The following is a 21238-nucleotide window of genomic DNA, read 5'->3' as shown; positions in this document are numbered from 1 at the left end:
CACCCCCGCGAAACCACCGCGCCGCCCCGGGAGGACGCCATGGACAACCCGTACGCCGCCCATCTGCGCGCCACGGATCTGGACCGCACCAAGGTCGCGTCCGTGATCGACCGGGCCTATGCGGAGGGCCAGCTCAACTCCCTGGAGCATGACGAGCGCGTGTCTGCGGCGATGACGGCCGCCACCCGTGGTGACCTGCTGGAGCTGATCAAGGACCTGCAGGTGGAGCGTCCGGAGTTCTCGGCACCGGAGAAGAAGGCCAACCCGCTGATCCCGTCGCAGAATCCGGCGACCGGGCTGATCGTCGTGATTGTCGCTGTGGTGACCCTGGTCGTCGTCGCGGCCGTGGTCATGCTGGTGGGCCGGTCCGGATCCGATTCCCCGGACCCGGCACCGGCCACACCGGCGGTCTCGGAAACTCCTGCCGAGGTGTCTGAGGATCAGCCGGCGGAGTCCGAGTCCGCGGTCAGCACTGCCGTACCTGCCGAGGACGCCGGCGGAACCGGTGAGGAACCCGGGGACACCACCCCGAAGATCTCGGTCTACGAGATGGAGACGACGATCCGCGGCGACTACCTCAACGACCGGGGCCACATCCCCGAGTACGTGACCTGCCCGGATGCCCTGGATGTGGAGCTCGGAGCGGCGGTGGAATGCTCGGTGGGCGATCACGGCGCCCTCTTCCCCGCGACGGTCACGGTCATCGGCGTGGACCTGCCGAACGTGACCTACAACGTGTCCATCACCGGGGTGTGGTGAGGTTCAGACCTACACCCCGACGCCGGCGTCCTCCAGGGCGAAGCCGACGCGGAAGACGGATGCCTGGTCGTAGGCGTTGCCGACGATTTGCAGTCCGGTGAGGACGCCGCGGGGTCCCACACCTGTCGGCACCGCCAGCGCGGGATGACGGTTGCAGATATTGAAGGGCACCGCCATGAGGTCCACCCAGTAGTGTCGGCCATGACCATCCACCGAGGCCTGCGGTGCTTCAGCGGGGAAGGCGTCCTTCGTGGTCACGGGTGTGATCAGTGGAGTGGCACCGGCCAGCAACCGACCGAGCTCCTCCCTGATCCGGGTCTTACGGGCGAAGGTCTCGTGCAGCGGCATGCGCGTGGCAGCAAGGTTGACGCGGACTATCTCATCCACCACGTACTTGCCGAGCGTCGCCGAGACGACGATGCGGCAGCCGATGCTGGAGTGGTTGATCGCAAATGCAGAGAAATGGGTGCAGTGTTCGACTGCGGACTCAGGCGTCCGTTGTGGTGGCTAATATCCAGCGCACCCCATCAATCCCTATCGAGAGGATGCCATGACCCAGCTGACCGACGAAGAACGGGAAGAATGGATCAAGGACGCCAAGGAAGCGATCCTCGGCCGTAAGCTCCTACGCATCTGCAGTCTGCCTGAGGCATACGCTGCGCTTTCCAAAGAACGAGTGTGGCGAGACGAACCATCGAGCGAGATCCTCCGAGAGGCCTACGGACGAATGCTTGTCGACTCCGACAAGTAGTAGCCCAGACGCAGACTACTCCGCCGTATCGGCCAAGTACCCGAACAGTCCCGGCTCCACGGCATGCTCCAGGTCCAGCTTCATGTTCACGACCGACGCCCCACTAGACATCGTTGTGTCGTGAGCATCGCGGGCCTTCGCCTCACCGAGGTAGAAGAAGTCACCACCGTCCACGTCACTCTTCTTCACGAAAACGTGCAGGGCATAGAGGTTGTTGGCGATGTCAATCTCGCCTTTGCTTCGATCAAGGCTCCGGTTGCTCTTCGTGAACCAGTTGATGGTGGCCTCACTGTCGAAACCATCCTCGTACTGCGTCGTCGCCGAGATGTCCTCAGCCTTGTCATGAGTGATGAAGATCGGGCACGTCCCGGAGTAAGCGTCCGTCTTATAGCCGTACAAGGTGCTGTACTGGTTCGACTCGAAATTGAGCAGGCGACACACGTCCTTGCGAGTGTACTGATGCCCAACCACGAGCTTTCCACTCCACGATTCATCATGGCGAGCAAGATACAGAGCAGTCTCAATAGCATCGTCCACATGCGCAGCGAACTGGCCGCCGGAGCTGTACAGCCGTGAGAACACAGGATCCACCAGATAATTCTCCCCCACGACTCGCATCACAGCGTTCGGTCCGTACTTCTTCAGCTCAGACTCCACGAAGAACTCAAGGGTAAGGATTCGCTCGACCGACGTGACAGTCGCGTCATCCGACGCGCATCGGTACGCATCCAACAGTGAGACAAACTCCGTCTTGGTCAGAGAGCCACGCTCAAGCAGCGATCGGATGAGCAGCATCTCCTGTGGCCGCTTACCATTAAGCAACTCACTATCCAACAGAGAAACATACGCCGCTTCCTCCGCGGTAGGAGCCGCCGTCTCCATCTTTGTGTGCACTAGGAAGTTCCAGTAGCTCTTCTTGTTCGATGCGATCACGACCGGATCCACGGTGTGGAACCGGGCGAGTCGATGAGCATCGGTAGGCGGCCAAGCCGATACTCCAGGTCGCGAACGGCCTTCTTGAGGTTGTGCATCGAGTCAAGCTTCGCAGTCTGCAATGACTCGAGGACGCGCCGGCGAGAGACCTCGTCGAAGCTCACACTCGATACACCAGCGATCACACCAGTGGTCTGCGCCTTGATCATCTTTTCTTTGATTATGTCCGGGTTGAGACTACTGTCCCCAAACAGGGCGATAGGGATAAGGAAGTTGTTCTGGTAGTTACCGATGAAGTCGATCACCCGCAGGTGATCCTTCCCCCGAGCCTTTCGCAGCCCGCGGCCGAGCTGTTGGGTGAAGATGATGCTGGACTGCGTGTTGCGCAGCATGACCACCTGATTGACCGCTGGGATGTCGATACCTTCGTTGAAGATGTCCCGAGTCAGGATGTAGTCCAGGTTTCCCAGTTCGAGCTCCCGCATCGCGGTCTCCCGTTCCTCAACCGACGACTCTCCTGTCAGCGCGACCGTCCGCAGCAATTGACCATTGAACTCCTGCTCGTTGAGCAGTCGGGATAGCTCATGAGCCTCCTCCTTGCCCGAGCAGAGCATCAGCCCCTTTACATCCCGTGGGAACCCGTACTTCCGCAGCATCTCAAGGATGTAGTGCACTCGCTCGGGAGCAACCAACTTCGACAGGTCAGCCGGGTCGTCCTTCTTTTCTCCGGTCTCCGTGACGTACTCAGTGACACCGTAGTAGTTAAACGGGGCGAGCATGTCCGCTTCTAACGCAGCCTGGAGACGGATCTCGTAGGGCACGTTGTAGTCGAAGAGCTCGAAGATGTTGAAGTCATCGGTACGCTCAGGAGTCGCCGTTAGCCCCAACAAGAACGACGGTCCAAAGTGATCGATGATGCGGTTGTACCCAGCCGCACCTGCCCGATGGACCTCGTCAATGATGATGAGGTCAAAGGAATCCGAGGGAATCGAAGCCAACGTCTCCGGCCGAGACAGCGTCCGTTCCATGGCGAACACATACTTCCGGTCTGGCTGCTGGACCGCCCCCACCATGCGCCCGAAATCCTCATCGTCACCATCAAGCACCATCTTGAACTCGGACATTGCCTTGTTCAGGATCTGCTCACGGTGGACGATGAACAGCAATCGTCCCGGATCAATCTCGCGGGCCGCCAGCGCGGCAAGAATCGTTTTACCTGTTCCCGTCGCGGAGACCACCAGAGCACGCTTCTCACCGGAGGTCCGTACCTTCCAGATCTCTTCCAGCGCCTCTTGCTGCATTGAGTTTGGCTCAATGCGCCCTACCGGAGCTTCCTCCTCCTCAAGCGCAATGATCGTAGCTGGCGAGACTCGCGGCTGACGCGTCCGCTCGTACTCATCAATCCACTCCTCGGTGAGAGGGAAGCTCTCAGAGCGCTGCTGGTTGATAGCGTCCTGCAGCTGGTAGGTGATGTCGCCTTCAGGCAGCGCCGAGAACCGGAGGTTCCACTCCTTGTTCGTCGTCAGCGCCTGGAGAGTGAAGTTCGAACTGCCAACAATCGCCGACAGGCTGTCGCCCTGGGTAAAGACGTACCCCTTGGCATGGAAACCGCCGTGCGTCCCCGGGTGAATGCGCACCTCCACGTTGTCCATGGTGAGCAGCTCACGGAACATATTGGGCTCGTTGAAGTCGAGATAGGTCGACGTGATGATCGTCGCCTGGCCCGTGAAATCGACCAGGGCCTGCTTCAACAAGCCAAGCGCACTCGCGCTGATGAAAGCGACGGAGAAGTCGAAGCGATCGGAGCGTCCCAGCTCTTCCTTGATCGCTCTGACCATGGTGTTGTCTTCGTCATTGATGATCAGCTTCGGGTGATACAGCTGGTCGGACGTCACCGAATGGTCAAGGAACCCGTGCGCGGCGCCCTGCCCCACAGGGCTGTCGAAGATCATGCGGCAAAATGAGCGGTCACGAGTTCCACAGCGGGAACATCAGCCGGTGCCCACGGAAGTCCACCGAGATCAGCCGCCTCCACCCAGCGGACCTCAGCATGCTCGGTGAGAGTGGGCGCCTGGTCAACGATGGTTCCGAAGAACGTTGTGAGGATCACGGTGCCGAAGTCGTAATCGTGCTCAGTGGTGGTGACCTTGTCGCCGATCTCTGCCGTGCAGAGCAGCTCCTCCTGGAGCTCACGGCGCAGTGCCTCTTGTGGCGTCTCCCCCTGCTCGATCTTGCCGCCGGGGAACTCCCACATGCCTGCGAGCGACATACCCTCACCCCGCTGCGCTGCGAGAACTTTCGTGCCCTGTGTGAGGACAGCTCCGACGACGTTGATCCGCTTTGCCATGAGGTTCAGCCTAACAACTGGGCGGACGCTGCCGCCCCGCCAGCACCGCTGACATCACCTGGCGGTCACAGTCCTCAGCTCCCAGATTGACCGAGATCACACGCAACCGCTCCCCGGTGCCTCGCACGGTGTGCGCCACCTCACCGGCACGATCGCTGGCATAGATCAACGTGCCTTCGTCCAGCCCCGTCTCTGTCACATAGGCGAGTAGTTGGTAGAGGTCTTCGCGGCGTCCAGCACCTGCCTGATCGTCTGGCCCGGCATTCACCTTGTACTTCACGTCCCCGACGAAGCACCATCGACCGGCACGGCGCATCCCCAGATCTGGGATCAGCTGCACGCGGCGTCCCTCATCAAGCCATAGCGCGCCCGTCCACGAATCCCGCATGTCGTGCTCGGAGGCTCCCAGTGCGTCCCGTACCAGCACCCGCACGTACTGCTCCACGATTCGAGGCATGTCCAGGATGAACCCCGGGACTTGCACCTTCCCGGCCGTGACTTTCAGCGACGAGGAGTCCAGGATCAGTTCCGCCAGGCGTACCGGCGCCTGATAGTGCGAGTTGTGTCTACTCCACACGATGCGTCGACACTCGTCTAACGCCACGTCTCCGGCCAGCGGTGTCACCTCACCGACGACCTGCCACACTCGCGCGAGCTCCGCGCGAGTGCCGTCGGGAAGTCCCGGTAACAGGCGAATCTTCTGCACAGCCGCAGCAAGCACCTGGTTCTCCGCAACATCCTCGTCATGCACTGTTGCCGTCACTGGAACCGGGAGGGGCCGCGGATCCCGGAGATACTCGCCAATCCTGATTCGTCCCCGGACGAAAGCCAACCGCTGTTCCTCAGTGCGGTAGGAGCGGTACACACCGCCAGCAAAAGCCTGCTGGCAAGACCGAGTGAAAAGCTGCACCACAGCATCCTCGATAGAGACAGCCTGCAGTCCCTTCACCTCGGCGGTCCGCCAGTCCAGGGGACAGACAGCAACAGTGAGCATGTGGACGATGCGCGGCAGCGGAACCTTCGGCTCCACCACGACGTGATCACCGTCGAGCACCACGGCACCGGCCCGGGATCCCGGTGTCACCCGGACCAGGCCGTTCTCCGCTGGCGTGATCTCCGCGTGAAACAGCTCCTTGAGCTTCGCCTGCTGCTCAAGGGTGAATCGCAACGGCTCGCTTTTCCGGTGCTCAGTCAGCGTCGACATCGGTCTCTGTCTTCGTCACCACAGCCTTCAGCTCGCCGAACTTCAGATCCTCTAGACGCTCCGGCTGTCCGTAGAACAGCTCGCCCAAGGTCGGCAGTACCGAGAACCTCCAGGCTCGCTCCGCTTTCTCCTCCGTCATGTCGCGCTGCATGAAGTGGCTGGGGCCGATCGCCCGGTCCGGGTCACCGATCAGGTCGTTCGCCCGGATCAGCAGATCTGTCAGCCACCCGAGGTCCGGAGCATTCACCGCCAGCCACGCCGGCAGAATCTCATCCAGCGGGGACTGTTCTGGCCGCACGTCAACGACATAGAACCGCCGACGCAGCGCTGCGTCCACGGCGGTAATTGACCGGTCCGCAGTGTTCATCGTGCCGATAATCAGCACATTCTCCGGCAAAGAGAACCGACTGCCGTATGTCATGGTGACCTCCTGGCCGCGGTACTCCAGGAGGAAGTACAGCTCCCCGAAAACGGCCGGGAGATTCGCCCGGTTGATCTCATCGATGATGAGAACGTAGAGCATGTCCGGGTCATCTTCACGAGCCCGGTTCGCCAGCCGCACAAGTGGCCCGTCGCTGAGGTGGAAGGCCTGCGGATTCTCCGGGTCAGGACGCAACCCCTGAACGAAGTCCTCATACGCCGTCCCCGGGTGGAACTGCACCAGCTCCACCCGATCCGGCGTGGCGAGGTGTTCCGCCAGTGCCTGGGCAATGAAGGTCTTCCCGGTACCGGGCGGCCCCTGGAGGATCATCTGCTTCTTGTCTTGCAGCATCTCCAGCAGTTCATCGAGCCATTCTTTGCCCTGGTCACTATCGATGGTGAGACGTTTAGCGAGCGTCTCGAAACTCACGGTCGCTGACTCGTCCGGAAGCATGGCAACCGGCTCGACTACATCGTCGGCAGGCTCCTCAACCGGCTCTTCCAGCGCGTCCTTCTCCGTCGGTGGGTCAACCTTCCGATTCGACCGCCAGGCGAGGAAGCCTTTCTGCGTCTCCTCGTTCCAGCCGAGAGCGGTCATCGCCGCGTCATCCATGGCCAGCAACTGGTCAGCGGCATCGGCCACCTCACCACGCGACGGCAATGCTCCCGAGACCATCTCCGTCGCAGCCCGAAGCGTGTCGATCCGGTCGAGGTAGGCGAGATAATGCTCACCCGGGGTCGCCGATTCCGACGGACTGTCCCAAGTCGTCAGCCTCTCCAGCGCACCCACCGTGGCCGCAGTCCGGAACGGCAGATCCTGCCCCGCTCCCGGCAGCAGAGTCGAGACCTCTTCCAGGAAGGAATCCCGGTCTGTCGCAGGCATCCGCGACAGATCAAGGACGCCACTCAACTCCGCCAGCTGGTCGATGAACAATGCGACGCCCAACTCATCAACCCGGTGCAACACGTTGCTCAGCCCGGCAGCATTGTCTCGGGCGCACCGGGTCAGCGTGGTGTCCTCACCAAGGAGATCCGCGAGCTGACGAGGAAGATTCTCCGGTGTGGTAGCTAGTACGTCATGGACCGCATCGGCAGTGCCATCCCGACCATCCGGGACACCCGAAGCCAAGTCATCGAAGGCGAGCGTGGCCCACCGAGCCCACCGTACGGCCCTCTCTGTCGGTTCCTTCCACGCATTCCGGTACGGCGACCGGTACGGCGACAGCGAGCGGTGGTCGCCGTACCGCAAGTTCGGTTCCAGCCAGAACCGCAGGTCGTTGGCATCGGCGACATCTACAGTTCCAGCGCCGAGGCCAGTCGTCATCTCAGGTTTGTCGTCCCTGCTCGAAGTGTCCGTAGCGATGCCGGGGAACAACAGGTGCTCCAACAGCAGCCGCATCGCCCAGACGCCCTGGTCATCAACCTCGGCGAGAGTCTTCTGGAAGGCGTCCCAGTCGGTCAGCGCGGTACGTCGATCAGCACTACCCAGGGTGAAGAATCTTGCGACGACCCGCACCAGGTAGGCAATCACCCGGTCCCGGTGTGTCATATACGCGGTACCGGGACGGGCGATCCCGGCGCGAAGAGCCTCACTGCACTCCGCCGGCACCGGGCGAACACCTTCCCGCCAGTTCACGACCGTCGCGACCCGAGATGCCTTCACCGGTCCCGAGGTCGCCGATGTACTCATGGGGAGGAAGTAGACGAAGAACAGCTCTGCGGCGAGCTGCACGGCATCATCCGACGAGTTCTCGAGCTGTCGCTGCCACTTCGTGAGGAAGTCGTCCTTGCCGGTGTCCGGGCTGTCGATGAAGTCCCTTGTCAAGGCCGCTGCTGCTTCCACGTAGTCTAGTGGCTCACCGCTGAACAGGGAGGTTCCATCAATCAGCGCCTGCCGCCAGGCGTCCGCAGCCGCATACACAGGCTGGGTTGAAGGAAGCGGGTTCCGGAATGTCGCCGGTACCTCCCGATGCTGGATGTGGCCGGTCACCCAGGCGCGCTTCCGATCAGCCCACTGCTGACTGTCGCCAGCGGGAACCGTGTCTTCGGGTTCTACACCGACATGCGGCATATAACGCGGATCTGTCGCCATCTTCCGGAACTCTTCGGCACCATGGTTTACCAGTGACAATGTCCGGACGTTCTTCAGCCCGCGCCGCATCTCCCAGGGCAGGTCGTATCGAGACTCCCCCGTCCGGTTCCAGTTCACGGCGCGCCGATGCGGATGCGTTGCCGCGTTCTCGTCGAACTCGTATTCCCCGGTGACGGTGCCGATACGCAGGTGCTTCCCGTCCTGACGCGGTGCCACGACGATGTCGCCAATCGCGATCTCCTCACAAAAACGCAGGAGGACGCCAGCATCCGCCGCATAGCTAGCTGGCGCCTTTCCTGGTTCCAGCTTCCGGAGAATTGCTTTCAGTTCATCCTTAGTGACTCCCGTGAGATCCGGCGTTCCGTCCCATCCAATGGTGACAACCCCCAGGTTTTCGAGGTCATCATCGAGTGTGTCATTGCGCAGAAGCCAAACGGTGGACATGACGTCGAGTGTGCCAGGATCTGAACTTTCCGGCCTCCGCCCCGGCGCGGCCTGAAGCTACTCGACTCGCTCTACGGGGACAGGCGGACAGGTCGGCCGGCGCAGAGCGGGGTCGGCCGGCTCTGCACCGCAGGAGGACTGAGTCCCGCCCCTCAGACGCACCATCCGCCGAACAACACACCGAGGCCGCCACCGCCTGCAGTGACGCAGACAGTGACGGCCCCGGCGGGTACTGCTACTAACCGACGCTGAGGTCAACCAGACCGCCGGTGATGATCTGGGTGCCGACCTGCACGAGAGTGAGCAGAAGATTGAGGAATTCGATCACGGGGGTACTCCTTGGGGATGTGGGACGGGTCCCGGTGGGTAGTGACGGCCACGAATTGTGACCTGCGCTACTGATAGTACTCCCTTGCAGCTCCCGGAGCATTGTGGGAAGAAATAATTTTCGTGGCACAGCATTTGCTCCACCCCCTTCCGAAAAACACCTACTGAACAGGACGCTTCTACCGTTCTGCATTCAGAACAGACTGACCACCCCCGCCGCGCCGTCTCCCCCAATCCTCCGCTCGCCACCACCCCGCCGCCGTAGACTCGACGGCAGCCAGACACAGACAGACACAGGCAGCCACACGCTGCCAGAAACCCCGAGGAGCGCGCCATGATCGTCACCACCACCGGCACCGTCGAAGGTAAGCCGGTCACCGAGTACATCCGCGTCGTCGCGGGCGAGACCGTCGTCGGCATCAACATGTTCAAGGACATCGGCGCGGGCTTCCGCAATCTCGTCGGCGGACGCTCCGCCGGCTACGAGGGTGAGATCAACGGTGCCCGTGAGCAGGCCCTCGGTGAGATGGTGCAGCGCGCCATCGACCTCGGCGCAGAGGGGGTCGTCGGTGTGAAGATCGACTACGAATCCCTCGGCCAGGGTGGGATGGTCATGGTCACCGCCGCCGGCACCGCCGTGCGCTTCTGAGGGACGCTGTGCGCCGCCTGAACTCCAGCACTCTCGCCCTCTCCGCCGTGACCTGTGGCGTCCTCGCTCTCACCGCCTGCGGCGGAGATGATGGGGATGCCGCCCCCACCACCGTGGAATCCTCTGACGCCGTCACCGGGGATCTGCCCCGCTTCGAGTCCACCGCGGAGATCCGCGACAAGCTCGCCGGCACGGACTGGGAGTGCCAGGTCTGGAACGACAGCGCGGACACCGGCGAGGTCGACGGCACGGCGTCCTCCTGCCTCACCGCGATCGGCGGTGGCGAGAACCGTGACCAGCCGAGCATCCACGCCATCTACCTCAACGACCACCCCGCGGAGACGGCGTCCGTCATCTTCCAGGGCGAGTCCCCCGCCGTGATCGTCGGCAACAACTGGCTCTTCGACTGCGGTCCGAACACCGCCATCAGCATCGACCAGTGCAAGGACATCGCCAGGATCCTCGGCGGCACCGTCGTCCTCCCCAGCCCAGTGTAGACCGCCTCCGTGGACCGGGCGGAACCTACACCCGCACCTTCACCGGCATCTTCCGCGCGAACACGATCCCCAGTGTCATCACCGCACCCAGTGCGGCGATCGCCCAGCCGGTGAAGTGCAGCCCGGCGTCTGTCGCACCCGCTGAACCGTCGCCGGCGCCCACGCTCATGCACAGCGCCACGATCACCGCGGACAGGTTCGCCGCCACATACTGGCTGGTCTTGTAGATGCCCGTCGCCGTGCCGACCTTCTCCACCGAGGTCACGGTGTTGATCAGCCCCTGGTTGCCGATGTTGTTGAACCCGTTGGGCACCCCGGCGATGAGCGCGACGATGACCATCATCCACACCGGCGTGGAGCTGTCCTCGACCAGCGCGAGCGCCAGGCCGGTGAGCAGCAGGAAGATTCCTCCGATGCCCAGCACCACCCGTGGCCCCCGCACGGCGATCACCCGCGCGGCGACGAAGGTCGAGCCCACGGACACCACCGCCATGGGGAACATCATCGCGCCGGCCTGCGAGACCGACATGCCGGCACCCTGCTCGAACCACTGCGGCAGCCCGTAGTACAGGCAGTAGAACGCCGCATAGGTCACCATGGTCCGCCCCAGGGTGTTCGCCAGCTGCCGGTTCGCCGCCACGGCCCGCAGGTCGATGAACGGCACGGACGCTCGCTGCAGCTCCCACCACACCCACACGCCACCGAAGAGGACGAGCAGCGGGAGTGTCCACCAGGAGATCTCGTCGGTCAGGGAGATGAGGAAGAGCATGAGCATGGTCACGGTCACGCCGAACAGCAGTGCACCGACAATGTCGAGGCGGCGTCCGAGGCCCGTCCCGGGGCGTCCTTCCCCGGGTATCCGCGGCACCTTGAGCATGACCCACGCCCCGGACACGGCCACGAGCAGCACATTGATCCACAGTGTGGACTGCCACCCGGCCACACCGACGAGCAGTCCGCCGAGGGAGGGACCCACCGCACTCATCGCCTGGCCGCACACGGTGAACACGCTGATCGCCGACCCGGTCTTCCACCGGTGCCGTTGCGCCAGCACGCGGACGACCGTCATGGCGTTCGGCATCTGCGTCGCCACGCCGACACCGATGATGAGGCGTCCCGCCACGAGGACGCCGAGGCTCGGCGCCAGCGCCCCGAGCACAGAGCCGATGAGCACGAGGACCAGACCGGCGAGGTACACCCGGCGCGCACCGAAGACCACGCCGAGCACCCCGGCCATCGGTGAGACGATGGCGGTGGCGATGTAGAACGCGGAGAGGACCCAGGAGACCTCCGCCCCGGCTCCGAAATGGCTGCCGATGGAGACCATCGCCACGGCGATCATTGAGGAGTTCAGCGCCTGGAGCATGATGCCGGTGCCGAGGGCCAGCGTGATCGGGGAGGGGATGTTCTCCCGGGGCGGTTGCAGTGGCTGGTCGGGGACGGGCGACGGCGTTACGGGACTCACGTGCTCCTACGCTAGGCCCCTGACCGGCGCATTCACCAACCGGTCACTGCGGTCACCGCGGTCAGATGTTCGCGATGAACTGGTGCATGTTGCCCTGGTCGAAGGACGCCCGGCGCCAGGTGTCCCAGGCGTGCGCACCGATGAGGTCGTACTTGAACTCGATGTTCGTCCGTCCGGCGAGTGCGGCGCGTGCCTGGAACTCGGCGGTGAAGATCATCGACCCTGTCTCGTAGGGTCCGCCCTTGACGACGGTGGCGATCGGGTCCGGCCCCATGTCCCCCAGGAGGTTCGGCACACCGGAGGACGCCGAGACGATGACCGGCATCGTCAGCCGGTCGATGTTCAGTGTGGGGTTGTTGGCCACGCGTCCGCCTTCGTTGGCCCAGGGGATGCCCTCGAAGTTGTTGTTGAACATGGCGGTGCCGTCGACGACGGCACGCTGCAGCGGCATGCCCGGATCGTAGATACCGGACAGGGCGTAGACGGAACTGTAGATGTCCGGGTGGTTCGCGGCGAGGTTCATCGCCCCGTATCCGCCGGAGCTCAGGCCGGTGACACCGGTGGTGCCGCGTCCGCCGTTGGGCACACCCCAGTTGTCCTGCAGGTACTGGGGCAGCTCCTGGGACATGAAGGTGTCGAACTGTTTACCCTGGTCGCCGTCCCAGTCCTGGACCCAGGTGAAGGGGTCCATCGCGGGGAAGACGAGGGTGGCGTCCTCGTTCGCGAGAGCCTGCAGGGCGCCGCCGGCGGACACCCAGCCGTTGACGTTGCCGGAGTCTGCACCGTCGATGAACTGGGCGACCCTGTTGTTGTCGGGGGTGAGCGCCGGGCGGACGATGACCGGGAAGTCCCGGTTCATCGACGCCGAATGCACGGTGCACTGGAAGGCACCGTTGTCGATTGCCGAGCAGCCGGCCGGGTCCGCGGCAGCGGCCGGGATGACCGTCGGCACGACGGTGAGGGACGCCGCGACGGCGGTGGCGGCGGCGAGTCCGGCAGCGCGGGTGCGGCGCGGATCAGGACGGCGGTGCCGTCCGACATAGGAACGTGAGTGTGTCATGTGTCAGTAACCTCCGGGGGCGAGCGTAGTTGGTGACACTTCGTAAAACAGAGTCGCGGGACAGTATTCACAGCCCGCGTTCGACTCAGGAACCTCATTTATTGACAGCGCGCCTCATGAACCACAGAACCGAACAGCGCCCCGGCACCGCCCGGTCCCTTCAACTACCCTCGGCCGCCATGAGGTTCCGACAGATCGATCTTCCGGTGCACGACCCGTCCGGGTGGTCCGCGTGGATGACCCGGAAACTGGACGTGCCTCCCCACCCTGTCATGCCCGACGCCGTCACCGTCGGCTGGAGCACGCTGTCCTTCCGCTACCTTCCCCAGGCGGACGTCACGGTCCGGACCGGTCCGGACGCGGACAACGGCACCCCGCAGAAACGGGCCCACCACCTGGCCTTCGCCGTGCCCACCGGCACCATCGACGACTACGCCACGCAGTTCGACACCGACACCGTCGACCGGCCCAACGGGCCCTTCGCCATGCGCTCGGTCTACCTCACCGGCCCGGAGGACGCCGTGATCGAGCTCGTCGAGCATGAGCACCGTCCCGCCGGCGACACCCCTGACACCACCGGCGACCCGGCGCCGCTGCTCGGCGTCGTCGAGGTCGGGCTGGGCGTCCCGGACGTCCGGGCGTCCGGCGAGGCGCTGGCCGAGCACTACGGCGACCGGCTCCCCCACGGGTTCGGCGACCCGGACCGGCGGATCATCGCCGCCTACGGGGACATCGACGGCTCCGTGGTCCTCAGTGCCGCCGACCGTCCGTGGTTCCCCACCGAGGACACTTTCCCGGTCACGGACCGGCCGGGCATCAAGCTGGAACAGTGAAACTACAAAACTAATTACAACGCTGCGGACATAATTACTGCCGTAATACTATCCGCCCATGACGTTCTCCCGGCGCCCTCGACGCGCATACCGTACCGCCGCCACCGTCGCGGCGTCCGTCCTCACCGTCTCGCTCGCCGCCGCCGACGCCGCACCGGCCTCAGCCGCCCCGGCAGACCGTTCCGACCTGCCGCTGCAGACACAGATCATCGGCGGCTTCTGGGACGGAGTCCGCCCCCTGCTCGACGTGCAGAACCCCGCCGACGACAAGACCTTCTACGACTCGGCGAACCCTCTCGACAACCCCTCTCGCATGATCGCCGGAAACCTCAGCCTCGGTGGCCTGATACCGGCCTTCGAAACCAGCTTCCTGGTCCCGGCACCGGCGCTGGGCCACCCGGTGGTCGTCGCAGACACCCAGGGCAAAGACGCCAACTTCGCCGCCGGGCCCGCCTACGGTACCGCCACGCTGGACTCCCTTCGCGCCGCCACGGCAGCGGAGACCTCCCCGATCACCCCCACCGACCAGATCGGCCTGTTCGGCTACTCGGGCGGCGCAATCGCCAGCAACTGGGCCGCGATCCGGGCCGAGGAATACGCCCCGGAGATCGAGCAGCGGATCGTCGGTGTCGCACAAGGTGGTGTGCTCGTGGACCCCAGAAGAACCTCTCCTACGCCGGCGACGGTCTCCTCTGGTCCGGTGTGGTCGGACTGGCGCTGACAGCCCTCGGTGACGCCTACGACATCGACTTCTCCCAGTACTTCAACGACGATGGCATGGCTGTCGCCAACGATGTCCGTGACCTGTCGATCGTCGACTCCGTGGCCCGGTACCCCGGCCTGCACTGGTCCGACCTGGCGAAGCCGGAGTACCCCACCCCGCAGGACGCCCCGGAGGTCAAGGCGGTCATCGACGACATCAACATGGGCAACTGGGGCTCGCCGCGGATCCCCATGTTCGTCTTCCAGGGTGCGGCAGGCTGGATCGAGGGAACCCCCGCCTCCCCGTCCGTGGGCCCGGGCGACGGAATCATGGTGGCGAAAGACGTGCGCACGTTGGTGCGGCAGTACTGCGAGGCGGGAACACAGGTCGAGTACCGCGAGTATCCGTTCGCCGGCCACGTCATCGCGGCTGTTCCGTGGGCGGTAGAAGGCTACCTCTGGCTGGAGGGCAGGATCCGCGGAACTCCGACCACCAACAACTGCGCCACCGTGCCGCAGGGCAACGAACTGTAGTCAGTTCTTCCCCAGTCGCGCATAGGCCGGGTTCGGCAGCGCCATGACCACGGGCCCGAGAAACACGGAGACAGCCGGGGCCCGTCACCGCCGGGGCGCCGACGGGGTGATCCGCTGCCGGTGAGACGTGCCCGGAGGTGGCGTCCGGGGTTCTGTCCCGTACCCGGAGGTTTTGCGTCGGGGCGGGGGCAAGTCGGGAAACCCGGCACGAGGTCCGGACGTGGACCGAATGTCAGATCGGTTACCGACACCTGGAACCTAGAAGTGTCGTCCCACGTGTGCCTCCTCGCGCAGCGTCTTCACCATGTGCGGGTAGTGCAGCTCGAAGGCAGGCCGCTCGGAACGGATCTTCGGCAGCGAGTCGAAGTTGTGGCGCGGCGGCGGGCAGCTGGTCGCCCACTCCAGCGAGTTGCCGTAACCCCACGGGTCGTCGACCGTGACGATCTCGCCGTAACGCCAGGAGCTGAAGACGTTCCAGATGAACGGGATCACCGAGATACCGAGGATCAGCGTGCCGATCGTCGAGACCTGGTTCAGTGTGGTGAAACCGTCGGACTCCAGGTAGTCGGCGTAGCGACGCGGCATACCCATGTTGCCCAGCCAGTGCTGCACCAGGAAGGTGGTGTGGAAGCCGATGAAGGTCAGCCAGAAGTGAATCTTGCCCAGCTTCTCGTTGAGCATCCGGCCGGTCATCTTCGGGAACCAGTAGTACACGCCGGCGTAGGAGGAGAACACCACCGTGCCGAAGAGCGTGTAGTGGAAGTGTGCGACGACGAAGTAGGTGTCCGAGATGTGGAAGTCCAGGGCGGGGGAGGCCAGCATGATGCCGGTGAGACCACCGAACAGGAAGGTGGCGAAGAAACCGATCGCGAAGATCATCGGCGTCTCGAAGGTGATCCGCCCCTTCCACATCGTGCCCAGCCAGTTGAAGAACTTCAGGCCGGTCGGCACGGCGATGAGGAAGGTCATGAAGGAGAAGAACGGCAGCAGGACCGCGCCGGTGACGAACATGTGGTGCGCCCACACCGAGAGCGACAGGGCGGCGATGGACAGTGTGGCGAAGACCAGGCCGACGTAGCCGAACATCGGCTTACGGCTGAACACCGGGAAGATCTCGGAGACGATGCCGAAGAACGGCAGTGCCAGCACATAGACCTCGGGGTGACCGAAGAACCAGAACAGGTGCTGCCAGAGGATGCCGCCGCCGTTGGCGGGGTCGTAGATGTGGCCGCCGAAGAGACGGTCGTAGAGGACGCCGAGAGCGGCCGCGGTGAGCATCGGGAAGATGAGCAGGGCCAGCAGTGAGGTGACCAGGACGTTCCAGGTGAAGATGGACATCCGGAACATGGTCATGCCCGGCGCGCGCAGGCAGAGGATGGTGGTGATCATGTTGACCGCCGAGGCGATGGTACCGACACCGGTCAGGCCCACGCCGACGATCCAGAGGTTGGTGCCGACACCGGGGCTGTGGATGGCGTCCGCCAGCGGCATGTACATCGTCCAGCCGAAGTCACCGGCGCCGCCGGGGGTGAGGAACCCGGAGAGCATGACGATGCCGCCGAAGGTGGTGATCCAGAAGCCGAAGGCGTTGAGGCGTGGGAAGGCGACATCGGGGGCGCCGATCTGCAGCGGCATGATGAAGTTCGCGAAGCCCCAGACGACCGGGGTGCCGTAGAGCAGCAGCATGACGGTGCCGTGCATGGTGAACAGCTGGTTGAACTGCTCGTTGGAGAGGTACTGCATGCCCGGGTGGAACAGTTCCAGCCGGATGAGCAGTGCCATGAGTCCGCCGGCGAAGAAGAAGCAGAAGGACATCACGATGTACATGATCCCGAGCTTCTTGTGGTCGGTGGTGGTCAGCATGTCCCACGCGTGGAAGCCCTTGAGGGACTTCCCGCCCTGGGGTGCGGGCCGTGCGGTGGCGACCGGCGAACCGGCGTCCTCCCGCGGAGCTACCGCTGTCATTGGTCTACCTCCTGGTGCGCGCGGTGGACCTGGCGTCCCCGAGAAGTGGAACGGGGACAGTTCACCGCAAGTGTCTTCCGACAACGCTATGGTTGTCCGATCACCGCAGGTAGAGCGCTGATATTAATGGGGTTAGCAGCGGTACTTATGGGGTCACGATGCCGGGGACGCTGACGATTCGGCAAGGGCCCGCGCGAGGCCGTCGAGGTAGACGGCGTCCTGCGACCCCGGGTCCCAGATCATCTCGTTGAACATCTCGGCGAAGGTGCCGTCGTCGCGGACGATGCGACGGACCGGGGTGCCCGGGGCGACATTGCGCTCCGGCAGCACTACCGCTCCCATGCCGCGACCGACCCAGCTGAACAGGGTGGAACAGTTCGCGACCTCGATCTCCGCCTGGTTCAGCGGCAGCCCGGCCTCGTCCATCAGCGCCTGCATGGTGCGGGTGATGCCGCAGCCGTTGCGGGAGAGGATGAGCTCTCGGTCGGCGAGGTCGCGGACGGTGACCGGCGGCTGGTCGGCGGGCGGGAGTGCCGGGTCGGCGTCCTCGTCGACGAGGACGAGGTAGTCGGAGTTGATCAGCCGGTGACTGTAGGAGGGCAGCATGCCGAGCGCCGGGACGATGATCATGTCGAGCATGCCGACCTGCAGGTACTCCTCCAGCTGGTCGTTCTCGGACTCGAGGAGGGAGGCGTCGCGGCCGTGCTGGTTGGGGTGGCCGGGGTGGCGGGGATGACCGGGGTGGTCGAGAGTGTCGCCCTGGCCGGCGTCGTAGGCGTCGGGGCCGTAGATGATGCCGCGCAGTCTGGCCACCAGTGCCTTCTCGATCTGGGGTGCCGTGCCGACGCGGATGGTGCCGTGTCCGGCGCTGGCGAAGGCCTCCGCCTCGGACTCGACGCGCTCCAGGTCGACGATGACCTGGTGGATCCGCGGCAGGACGGCGTTGCCGAAGGCGGTGGGCGAGGTGCCGCGCGGGTTGCGCAGGAAGAGGCGTCCACCGAGGTACTCCTCGAGCTTGGCGATCGAGGAGGACAGGGCGGGCTGGGTGACGTTGAAGCGGCGGGCGGCGGAACTGAAGGAGCCGGCGTCGGCGACGGCATCGGCGTAGCGCAGCGATTCAAGGGACAGGCGGCCATTCATGATGCTTCTATCCTATGACTGTGGCCTGGGTGTTGGCGAGGTCTGATATAAACCCCGGTGATATGACATAAGCGCCGGACTCAGGCCCCGGCCAGCGCGGCGACGGCGGCGGCGACCCGGGATGCGGCGTCCGCTGCGACCTCCGCGAGACCGGCGTCATCGCCGTCCCCGGCAAAGTCGACCATCATCGCAGGATTCAGCGCCTCCACGAGGACGTGCCCCTCATCCTCAGGATCACGTCGGACCACGACATTGCAGGGCATCATCAGTGCGACAGCCCGGGTGGACTGCAGTGCCCGGTGGGCGAACGTCGGATTACAGGCGCCGAGGATGAGGATGTCCTCGATCTCCGCGCCGATCTTCGTGCGCAGCGTGGCCGTGACATCGATCTCGGTGAGGACGCCGAAGCCCTGTGCGGCGAAGGCCTCCCGGGTGCGGGCGACGGCCTCGTCGAAGGAGACGGTGAGGGCGGCGGAGAAGGAGAGCGGGGAAACGGAGGATTCAGACATGACGGGGTCCTTTCGGAGGGGGGAGGGTTCAGGGGTTGTGGTCAGTGCGAGAAGGACAAGTCCGGCAGGATCCGCCGCAGCCACGCCGGGCACCACCAGGCGGCGCGTCCTGCGAGCAGCATCACCGCAGGCAGCAGGACCAGACGGACCAGCAGGGCGTCCAGCAGCACGGCGGTGCCGAGGATGATGCCCATCTCCTTCGGCGGCAGCGGCTCAGCCAGGGCGAAGGTGAAGAACACGGCCACCATCACCGCCGCCGCAGCGAAGATGATGCGCCCGGAGTGGGCCATCCCCTCGGTCACGGAGAGGCGGGCGTCCCCGGTCTTCTCGTGGTGCTCCTTCACCGTGGCCAGCAGGAACACGGTGTAGTCCATCGCCACGGCGAAGATCATCGCGAAGAAGAACACCGGGCCCCAGCCGTCGAGGAAGCCCTGCGGCTCGAAGCTGAACAGGCCGGACAGGTGCCCTTCCTGGAAGATCAGCCGGGCCACACCGAAGGCCGCGCCGGTGGACAGCAGGCTGACCAGGGTGCCGACCAGTGCGGTCAGCGGGGCGCGCAGGGCGACGAGCAGCAGCAGGAATCCGAGCACGAGGATGACGCCGATGATCACCGGAAGCCAGGTGTCCAGTGCGTCCTGCAGGTCGATGTTCTCCGCCGGGGCGCCGCCGACCAGGGCGGACTCCGGCAGATCGGCCCGCAGGTCCGCGAGGATCCCGGTCATCGCCTCGTCAGAGGGGTCGACCTCGGGTACGGCCTGGAACATGACGAGGCCGGAGTCGTCACCGGCGGGCATGGCCGGGGTGACCGCGGCGATGCCGTCGGTGGACGCGGCGCGTCCGGTGGCTGCCTCGGCGTCCTCCGCATCGGTGATGATCTGCAGCATGCCCGGGGCACCGTCGCCCATGGCGTCCTGCACGAGGTGGTAACCCTGGCGGACCGGGGCGTCCTCCGGGACGACCGCGATCGACGGCATGGCAACCTTCAGCCCGAGGACCGGCAGCGCGAGCAGCACGAGCAGGGCCGCAGATCCGAGGACGGCGACCAGCGGCCGGCGCTGCAGCACACCGGCCCAGCGGGCGAACAGCGGTGAGCGGTGCTCCTGCTTCTTCGCGAAGGGCAGCGAGACGGCGTTGACCTTCTCCCCCAGCGCGCCGAGGACGGCCGGCAGGAGGGTGAAGGACGCGGCGAGCACGAACACCACGGCGAGCATGATGCCGACGGCCATGGTGCGCACCGCCGGGGCGGGCACGAGCAGCACGGCGGACAGGCTGATCAGCACCGTGATGCCGGACAGCAGCACGGCCTTGCCGGCGGTGCCGTAGGTGGCGGCGACGGCGACGCTGGCGGAGGGTGTTGTTCCGCCATGGGAGCCACCGTGGGGACGCAGCGCGTCGCGGAACCGGGCAACGAGGAAGAGGGCGTAGTCGATGCCGAGGGCGAGGGCGAACATCAGCGCGAAGTTCATCGCCCACACGGAGATCGGGGTGACCATGTTGAGCAGCACCAGGGCGCCGGCGGACGCGACGAGGCCGGCGAGAGTCAGCATCAGCGGCAGGCCGGCGGCGACGAGACTGCCGAAGGCCAGTACGAGGATGAGCAGCGTGACCGGCCAGGACATCATCTCGGCCTTCATCATCGCGTCGTGGTTCGCGTGGTTGAAGTCGCTCCACAGCATGGACTGGCCGGTGGGGAGGACGTCGATGGTGTCCGTCCCCAGGGCGGTGATGCGGTCGGAGAGGTCGTCGGCGAGACGGACCATGTCGTCGGTGTCGGCGGCGGCACCGGCGATGAGGATGCCGGTCCGCCCGTCCTCACTGACGGTGACGCCGGGGGTCGGCGGCATGATGTCGGCGATCCGGTCGTCGGCGGACAGCAGGTCGGTGGCCCTGTCGATGACGGTGGTGGTTGCGGCGTCTCCGATGGTGCCGTCGTCGGTATGGATGACGACCTGGATCGCCGAGGACGCATTGCCGCCGAAGTGCTCGGTCGCCAGGTCACGCACGGCGACGGACTCGGAGCCGTTCGCCTGCCAGCCGGCGCCCGCCAGCGAGCTGAACACCGAAGGGGCTGCGGCGCCGAGTCCGACAAGGACGAGCAGCCAGACGCCGAGGACGGCCTTCATGTGCATGGCGGACCAGGCGGCCCACCGGGCCAGGACGCCGTGCGGTGGTGTCTGTGCTGCCGGTGGTACTGCCGGTGGTGCTGCAACTGCTGTCGTGGGCACGTGTTCGTCCCGGCCAGCGCGTGTAGTCATCGAGGTTCCCTTCATCGTCAATATACCCCGGGGGGTATCGGTGAGAGTTAAAGATACCTACGGGGGTATAGGATCGCAACCATGAGGCTCAACGATGACACCACCACCACCGCACTCGCCCGACTGAAGAGGGCCCGTGGTCAGCTCAACGGCGTCATCGACATGCTCGAGGCCGGCCGCGACTGCCAGGACGTGGTCACCCAGCTCGCCGCCGTCTCCCGGGCGCTCGACCGTGCAGGCGTCAAGATCATCTCCGGCGGCATGCGCGAGTGCATCCGCTCCGCCGAACGTGGCGAGAGTCCGGAACTGTCCGAGGAACAACTGGAGAAGATGTTCCTGTCACTGTCGTGAC

20 protein-coding genes are annotated in these 21238 nt (G+C 64.9%); 8 read left to right on the top strand and 12 right to left on the bottom strand.

Translation table 11 applies throughout. The annotated features are described in order from the left end of the window. Positions 1 to 39 precede the first annotated feature (39 nt). Positions 40 to 759 carry a DUF1707 domain-containing protein gene (locus CVA01_RS02120; RefSeq protein ID WP_141328265.1) on the top strand — a complete coding sequence of 240 codons (720 nt, stop codon included), beginning with the start codon at positions 40 to 42 and terminating at the stop codon, positions 757 to 759. A 9-nt stretch (positions 760 to 768) separates the two neighbouring features. Here CVA01_RS02120 and CVA01_RS02115 read toward each other — a convergent pair whose 3' ends face one another. Further along, positions 769 to 1179 (bottom strand): amidase family protein, encoded by a 411-nt coding sequence (locus CVA01_RS02115; protein WP_280528056.1) that lies wholly within the window; start codon positions 1177 to 1179, stop codon positions 769 to 771. Positions 1180 to 1309: 130 nt separating this feature from the next. On the opposite strand from CVA01_RS02115, the gene CVA01_RS02110 reads away from it, so the two are divergent. Further along, positions 1310 to 1510: a hypothetical protein gene (locus CVA01_RS02110; RefSeq protein WP_141328261.1), complete on the top strand. Its 201-nt coding sequence runs from the start codon at positions 1310 to 1312 to the stop codon at positions 1508 to 1510. Positions 1511 to 1525: 15 nt separating this feature from the next. Here the strand turns inward: CVA01_RS02110 and CVA01_RS15530 are convergent, their stop codons facing one another. The 5 genes from CVA01_RS15530 to CVA01_RS02090 are packed head-to-tail and all read right to left on the bottom strand — an operon-like array spanning position 1526 to position 8950. Further along, complete coding sequence (locus CVA01_RS15530; protein WP_307723351.1) at positions 1526 to 2443, bottom strand: DUF3427 domain-containing protein; 918 nt, start codon at positions 2441 to 2443, stop codon at positions 1526 to 1528. Next, positions 2440 to 4395 (bottom strand): DEAD/DEAH box helicase family protein, encoded by a 1956-nt coding sequence (locus tag CVA01_RS02105; protein WP_307723350.1) that lies wholly within the window; start codon positions 4393 to 4395, stop codon positions 2440 to 2442. The genes CVA01_RS15530 and CVA01_RS02105 overlap by 4 nt, the downstream gene beginning before the upstream one ends. Next, entirely contained in the window at positions 4392 to 4790 is a 399-nt protein-coding gene (locus CVA01_RS02100; protein ID WP_141328259.1) for a (deoxy)nucleoside triphosphate pyrophosphohydrolase, read from the bottom strand. The genes CVA01_RS02105 and CVA01_RS02100 overlap by 4 nt, the downstream gene beginning before the upstream one ends. A gap of 10 nt (positions 4791 to 4800) precedes the next feature. Then, positions 4801 to 5994: an McrC family protein gene (locus CVA01_RS02095; RefSeq protein ID WP_141328257.1), complete on the bottom strand. Its 1194-nt coding sequence runs from the start codon at positions 5992 to 5994 to the stop codon at positions 4801 to 4803. Beyond that, positions 5978 to 8950 carry an AAA family ATPase gene (locus tag CVA01_RS02090; protein WP_141328255.1) on the bottom strand — a complete coding sequence of 991 codons (2973 nt, stop codon included), beginning with the start codon at positions 8948 to 8950 and terminating at the stop codon, positions 5978 to 5980. Before CVA01_RS02090 ends, CVA01_RS02095 begins: the two co-directional genes overlap by 17 nt. A gap of 661 nt (positions 8951 to 9611) precedes the next feature. On the opposite strand from CVA01_RS02090, the gene CVA01_RS02085 reads away from it, so the two are divergent. Both CVA01_RS02085 and CVA01_RS02080 read left to right on the top strand, forming a co-directional pair. After that, complete coding sequence (locus tag CVA01_RS02085; RefSeq protein WP_073884593.1) at positions 9612 to 9926, top strand: YbjQ family protein; 315 nt, start codon at positions 9612 to 9614, stop codon at positions 9924 to 9926. Between the two features lie 8 nt (positions 9927 to 9934). Further along, positions 9935 to 10423: a hypothetical protein gene (locus CVA01_RS02080; protein ID WP_141328253.1), complete on the top strand. Its 489-nt coding sequence runs from the start codon at positions 9935 to 9937 to the stop codon at positions 10421 to 10423. Positions 10424 to 10448: 25 nt separating this feature from the next. On the opposite strand, the gene CVA01_RS02075 is transcribed toward CVA01_RS02080, so the two are convergent. Continuing rightward, the gene (locus CVA01_RS02075) at positions 10449 to 11888 is read right to left on the bottom strand and encodes an MFS transporter (RefSeq protein WP_141328251.1); all 1440 of its coding nucleotides are present in this window, start codon (positions 11886 to 11888) and stop codon (positions 10449 to 10451) included. Between the two features lie 61 nt (positions 11889 to 11949). Continuing rightward, the gene (locus tag CVA01_RS02070; protein WP_014008738.1) at positions 11950 to 12948 is read right to left on the bottom strand and encodes an alpha/beta hydrolase-fold protein; all 999 of its coding nucleotides are present in this window, start codon (positions 12946 to 12948) and stop codon (positions 11950 to 11952) included. A gap of 179 nt (positions 12949 to 13127) precedes the next feature. Between CVA01_RS02070 and CVA01_RS02065 the strand changes: the two genes are divergently transcribed. The 3 genes from CVA01_RS02065 to CVA01_RS14815 are packed head-to-tail and all read left to right on the top strand — an operon-like array spanning position 13128 to position 15017. Next, positions 13128 to 13781: a VOC family protein gene (locus CVA01_RS02065; RefSeq protein WP_244938091.1), complete on the top strand. Its 654-nt coding sequence runs from the start codon at positions 13128 to 13130 to the stop codon at positions 13779 to 13781. Between the two features lie 58 nt (positions 13782 to 13839). Next, a complete protein-coding gene (locus CVA01_RS14820) occupies positions 13840 to 14502 on the top strand; it encodes a lipase family protein (protein ID WP_170209662.1) in 663 nt (220 codons plus the stop codon). Further along, a complete protein-coding gene (locus CVA01_RS14815) occupies positions 14484 to 15017 on the top strand; it encodes a lipase family protein (RefSeq protein WP_170209661.1) in 534 nt (177 codons plus the stop codon). The genes CVA01_RS14820 and CVA01_RS14815 overlap by 19 nt, the downstream gene beginning before the upstream one ends. Before the next feature lie 258 nt (positions 15018 to 15275). Here the strand turns inward: CVA01_RS14815 and ctaD are convergent, their stop codons facing one another. The 4 genes from ctaD to CVA01_RS02040 all read right to left on the bottom strand — a co-directional run bounded on the left by ctaD (position 15276) and on the right by CVA01_RS02040 (position 20886). Next, positions 15276 to 16982, bottom strand: a complete 1707-nt coding sequence (gene ctaD / locus CVA01_RS02055) for an aa3-type cytochrome oxidase subunit I (RefSeq protein WP_141328247.1) — start codon at positions 16980 to 16982, stop codon at positions 15276 to 15278. A 153-nt stretch (positions 16983 to 17135) separates the two neighbouring features. Continuing rightward, the gene (locus tag CVA01_RS02050) at positions 17136 to 18122 is read right to left on the bottom strand and encodes a LysR family transcriptional regulator (protein ID WP_141328245.1); all 987 of its coding nucleotides are present in this window, start codon (positions 18120 to 18122) and stop codon (positions 17136 to 17138) included. Positions 18123 to 18202: 80 nt separating this feature from the next. Beyond that, positions 18203 to 18631, bottom strand: a complete 429-nt coding sequence (locus CVA01_RS02045; RefSeq protein ID WP_141328243.1) for a DUF302 domain-containing protein — start codon at positions 18629 to 18631, stop codon at positions 18203 to 18205. A gap of 41 nt (positions 18632 to 18672) precedes the next feature. Beyond that, positions 18673 to 20886, bottom strand: coding sequence for an MMPL family transporter (locus CVA01_RS02040; RefSeq protein ID WP_141328241.1), 2214 nt, complete (start codon positions 20884 to 20886; stop codon positions 18673 to 18675). Between the two features lie 81 nt (positions 20887 to 20967). On the opposite strand from CVA01_RS02040, the gene CVA01_RS02035 reads away from it, so the two are divergent. Beyond that, positions 20968 to 21237, top strand: a complete 270-nt coding sequence (locus CVA01_RS02035) for a metal-sensitive transcriptional regulator (RefSeq protein ID WP_141328239.1) — start codon at positions 20968 to 20970, stop codon at positions 21235 to 21237. The last annotated feature ends 1 nt before the right edge of the window (position 21238 follow it).

The organism is Corynebacterium variabile (genome assembly GCF_006539825.1).
Taxonomy (GTDB): Bacteria; Actinomycetota; Actinomycetes; order Mycobacteriales; family Mycobacteriaceae; genus Corynebacterium; species Corynebacterium variabile.
Note: the sequence above shows the minus strand (reverse complement) of the source record. Positions and strands in the feature narration are given on the sequence as shown.

What these genes read in the sequence shown, in the direction of transcription:
- CVA01_RS02120 (WP_141328265.1), top strand. Translation starts at nt 40, where the DNA reads ATGGACAACCCGTACGCCGCCCATCTGCGCGCCACGGATCTGGACCGC.
- CVA01_RS02110 (WP_141328261.1), top strand. Translation starts at nt 1,310, where the DNA reads ATGACCCAGCTGACCGACGAAGAACGGGAAGAATGGATCAAGGACGCC.
- CVA01_RS02105 (WP_307723350.1), bottom strand. Translation starts at nt 4,395, where the DNA reads ATGATCTTCGACAGCCCTGTGGGGCAGGGCGCCGCGCACGGGTTCCTT.
- CVA01_RS02100 (WP_141328259.1), bottom strand. Translation starts at nt 4,790, where the DNA reads ATGGCAAAGCGGATCAACGTCGTCGGAGCTGTCCTCACACAGGGCACG.
- CVA01_RS02095 (WP_141328257.1), bottom strand. Translation starts at nt 5,994, where the DNA reads ATGTCGACGCTGACTGAGCACCGGAAAAGCGAGCCGTTGCGATTCACC.
- CVA01_RS02090 (WP_141328255.1), bottom strand. Translation starts at nt 8,950, where the DNA reads ATGTCCACCGTTTGGCTTCTGCGCAATGACACACTCGATGATGACCTC.
- CVA01_RS02085 (WP_073884593.1), top strand. Translation starts at nt 9,612, where the DNA reads ATGATCGTCACCACCACCGGCACCGTCGAAGGTAAGCCGGTCACCGAG.
- CVA01_RS02070 (WP_014008738.1), bottom strand. Translation starts at nt 12,948, where the DNA reads ATGACACACTCACGTTCCTATGTCGGACGGCACCGCCGTCCTGATCCG.
- CVA01_RS02065 (WP_244938091.1), top strand. Translation starts at nt 13,128, where the DNA reads ATGAGGTTCCGACAGATCGATCTTCCGGTGCACGACCCGTCCGGGTGG.
- CVA01_RS14820 (WP_170209662.1), top strand. Translation starts at nt 13,840, where the DNA reads ATGACGTTCTCCCGGCGCCCTCGACGCGCATACCGTACCGCCGCCACC.
- ctaD (WP_141328247.1), bottom strand. Translation starts at nt 16,982, where the DNA reads ATGACAGCGGTAGCTCCGCGGGAGGACGCCGGTTCGCCGGTCGCCACC.
- CVA01_RS02050 (WP_141328245.1), bottom strand. Translation starts at nt 18,122, where the DNA reads ATGAATGGCCGCCTGTCCCTTGAATCGCTGCGCTACGCCGATGCCGTC.
- CVA01_RS02045 (WP_141328243.1), bottom strand. Translation starts at nt 18,631, where the DNA reads ATGTCTGAATCCTCCGTTTCCCCGCTCTCCTTCTCCGCCGCCCTCACC.
- CVA01_RS02040 (WP_141328241.1), bottom strand. Translation starts at nt 20,886, where the DNA reads ATGACTACACGCGCTGGCCGGGACGAACACGTGCCCACGACAGCAGTT.
- CVA01_RS02035 (WP_141328239.1), top strand. Translation starts at nt 20,968, where the DNA reads ATGAGGCTCAACGATGACACCACCACCACCGCACTCGCCCGACTGAAG.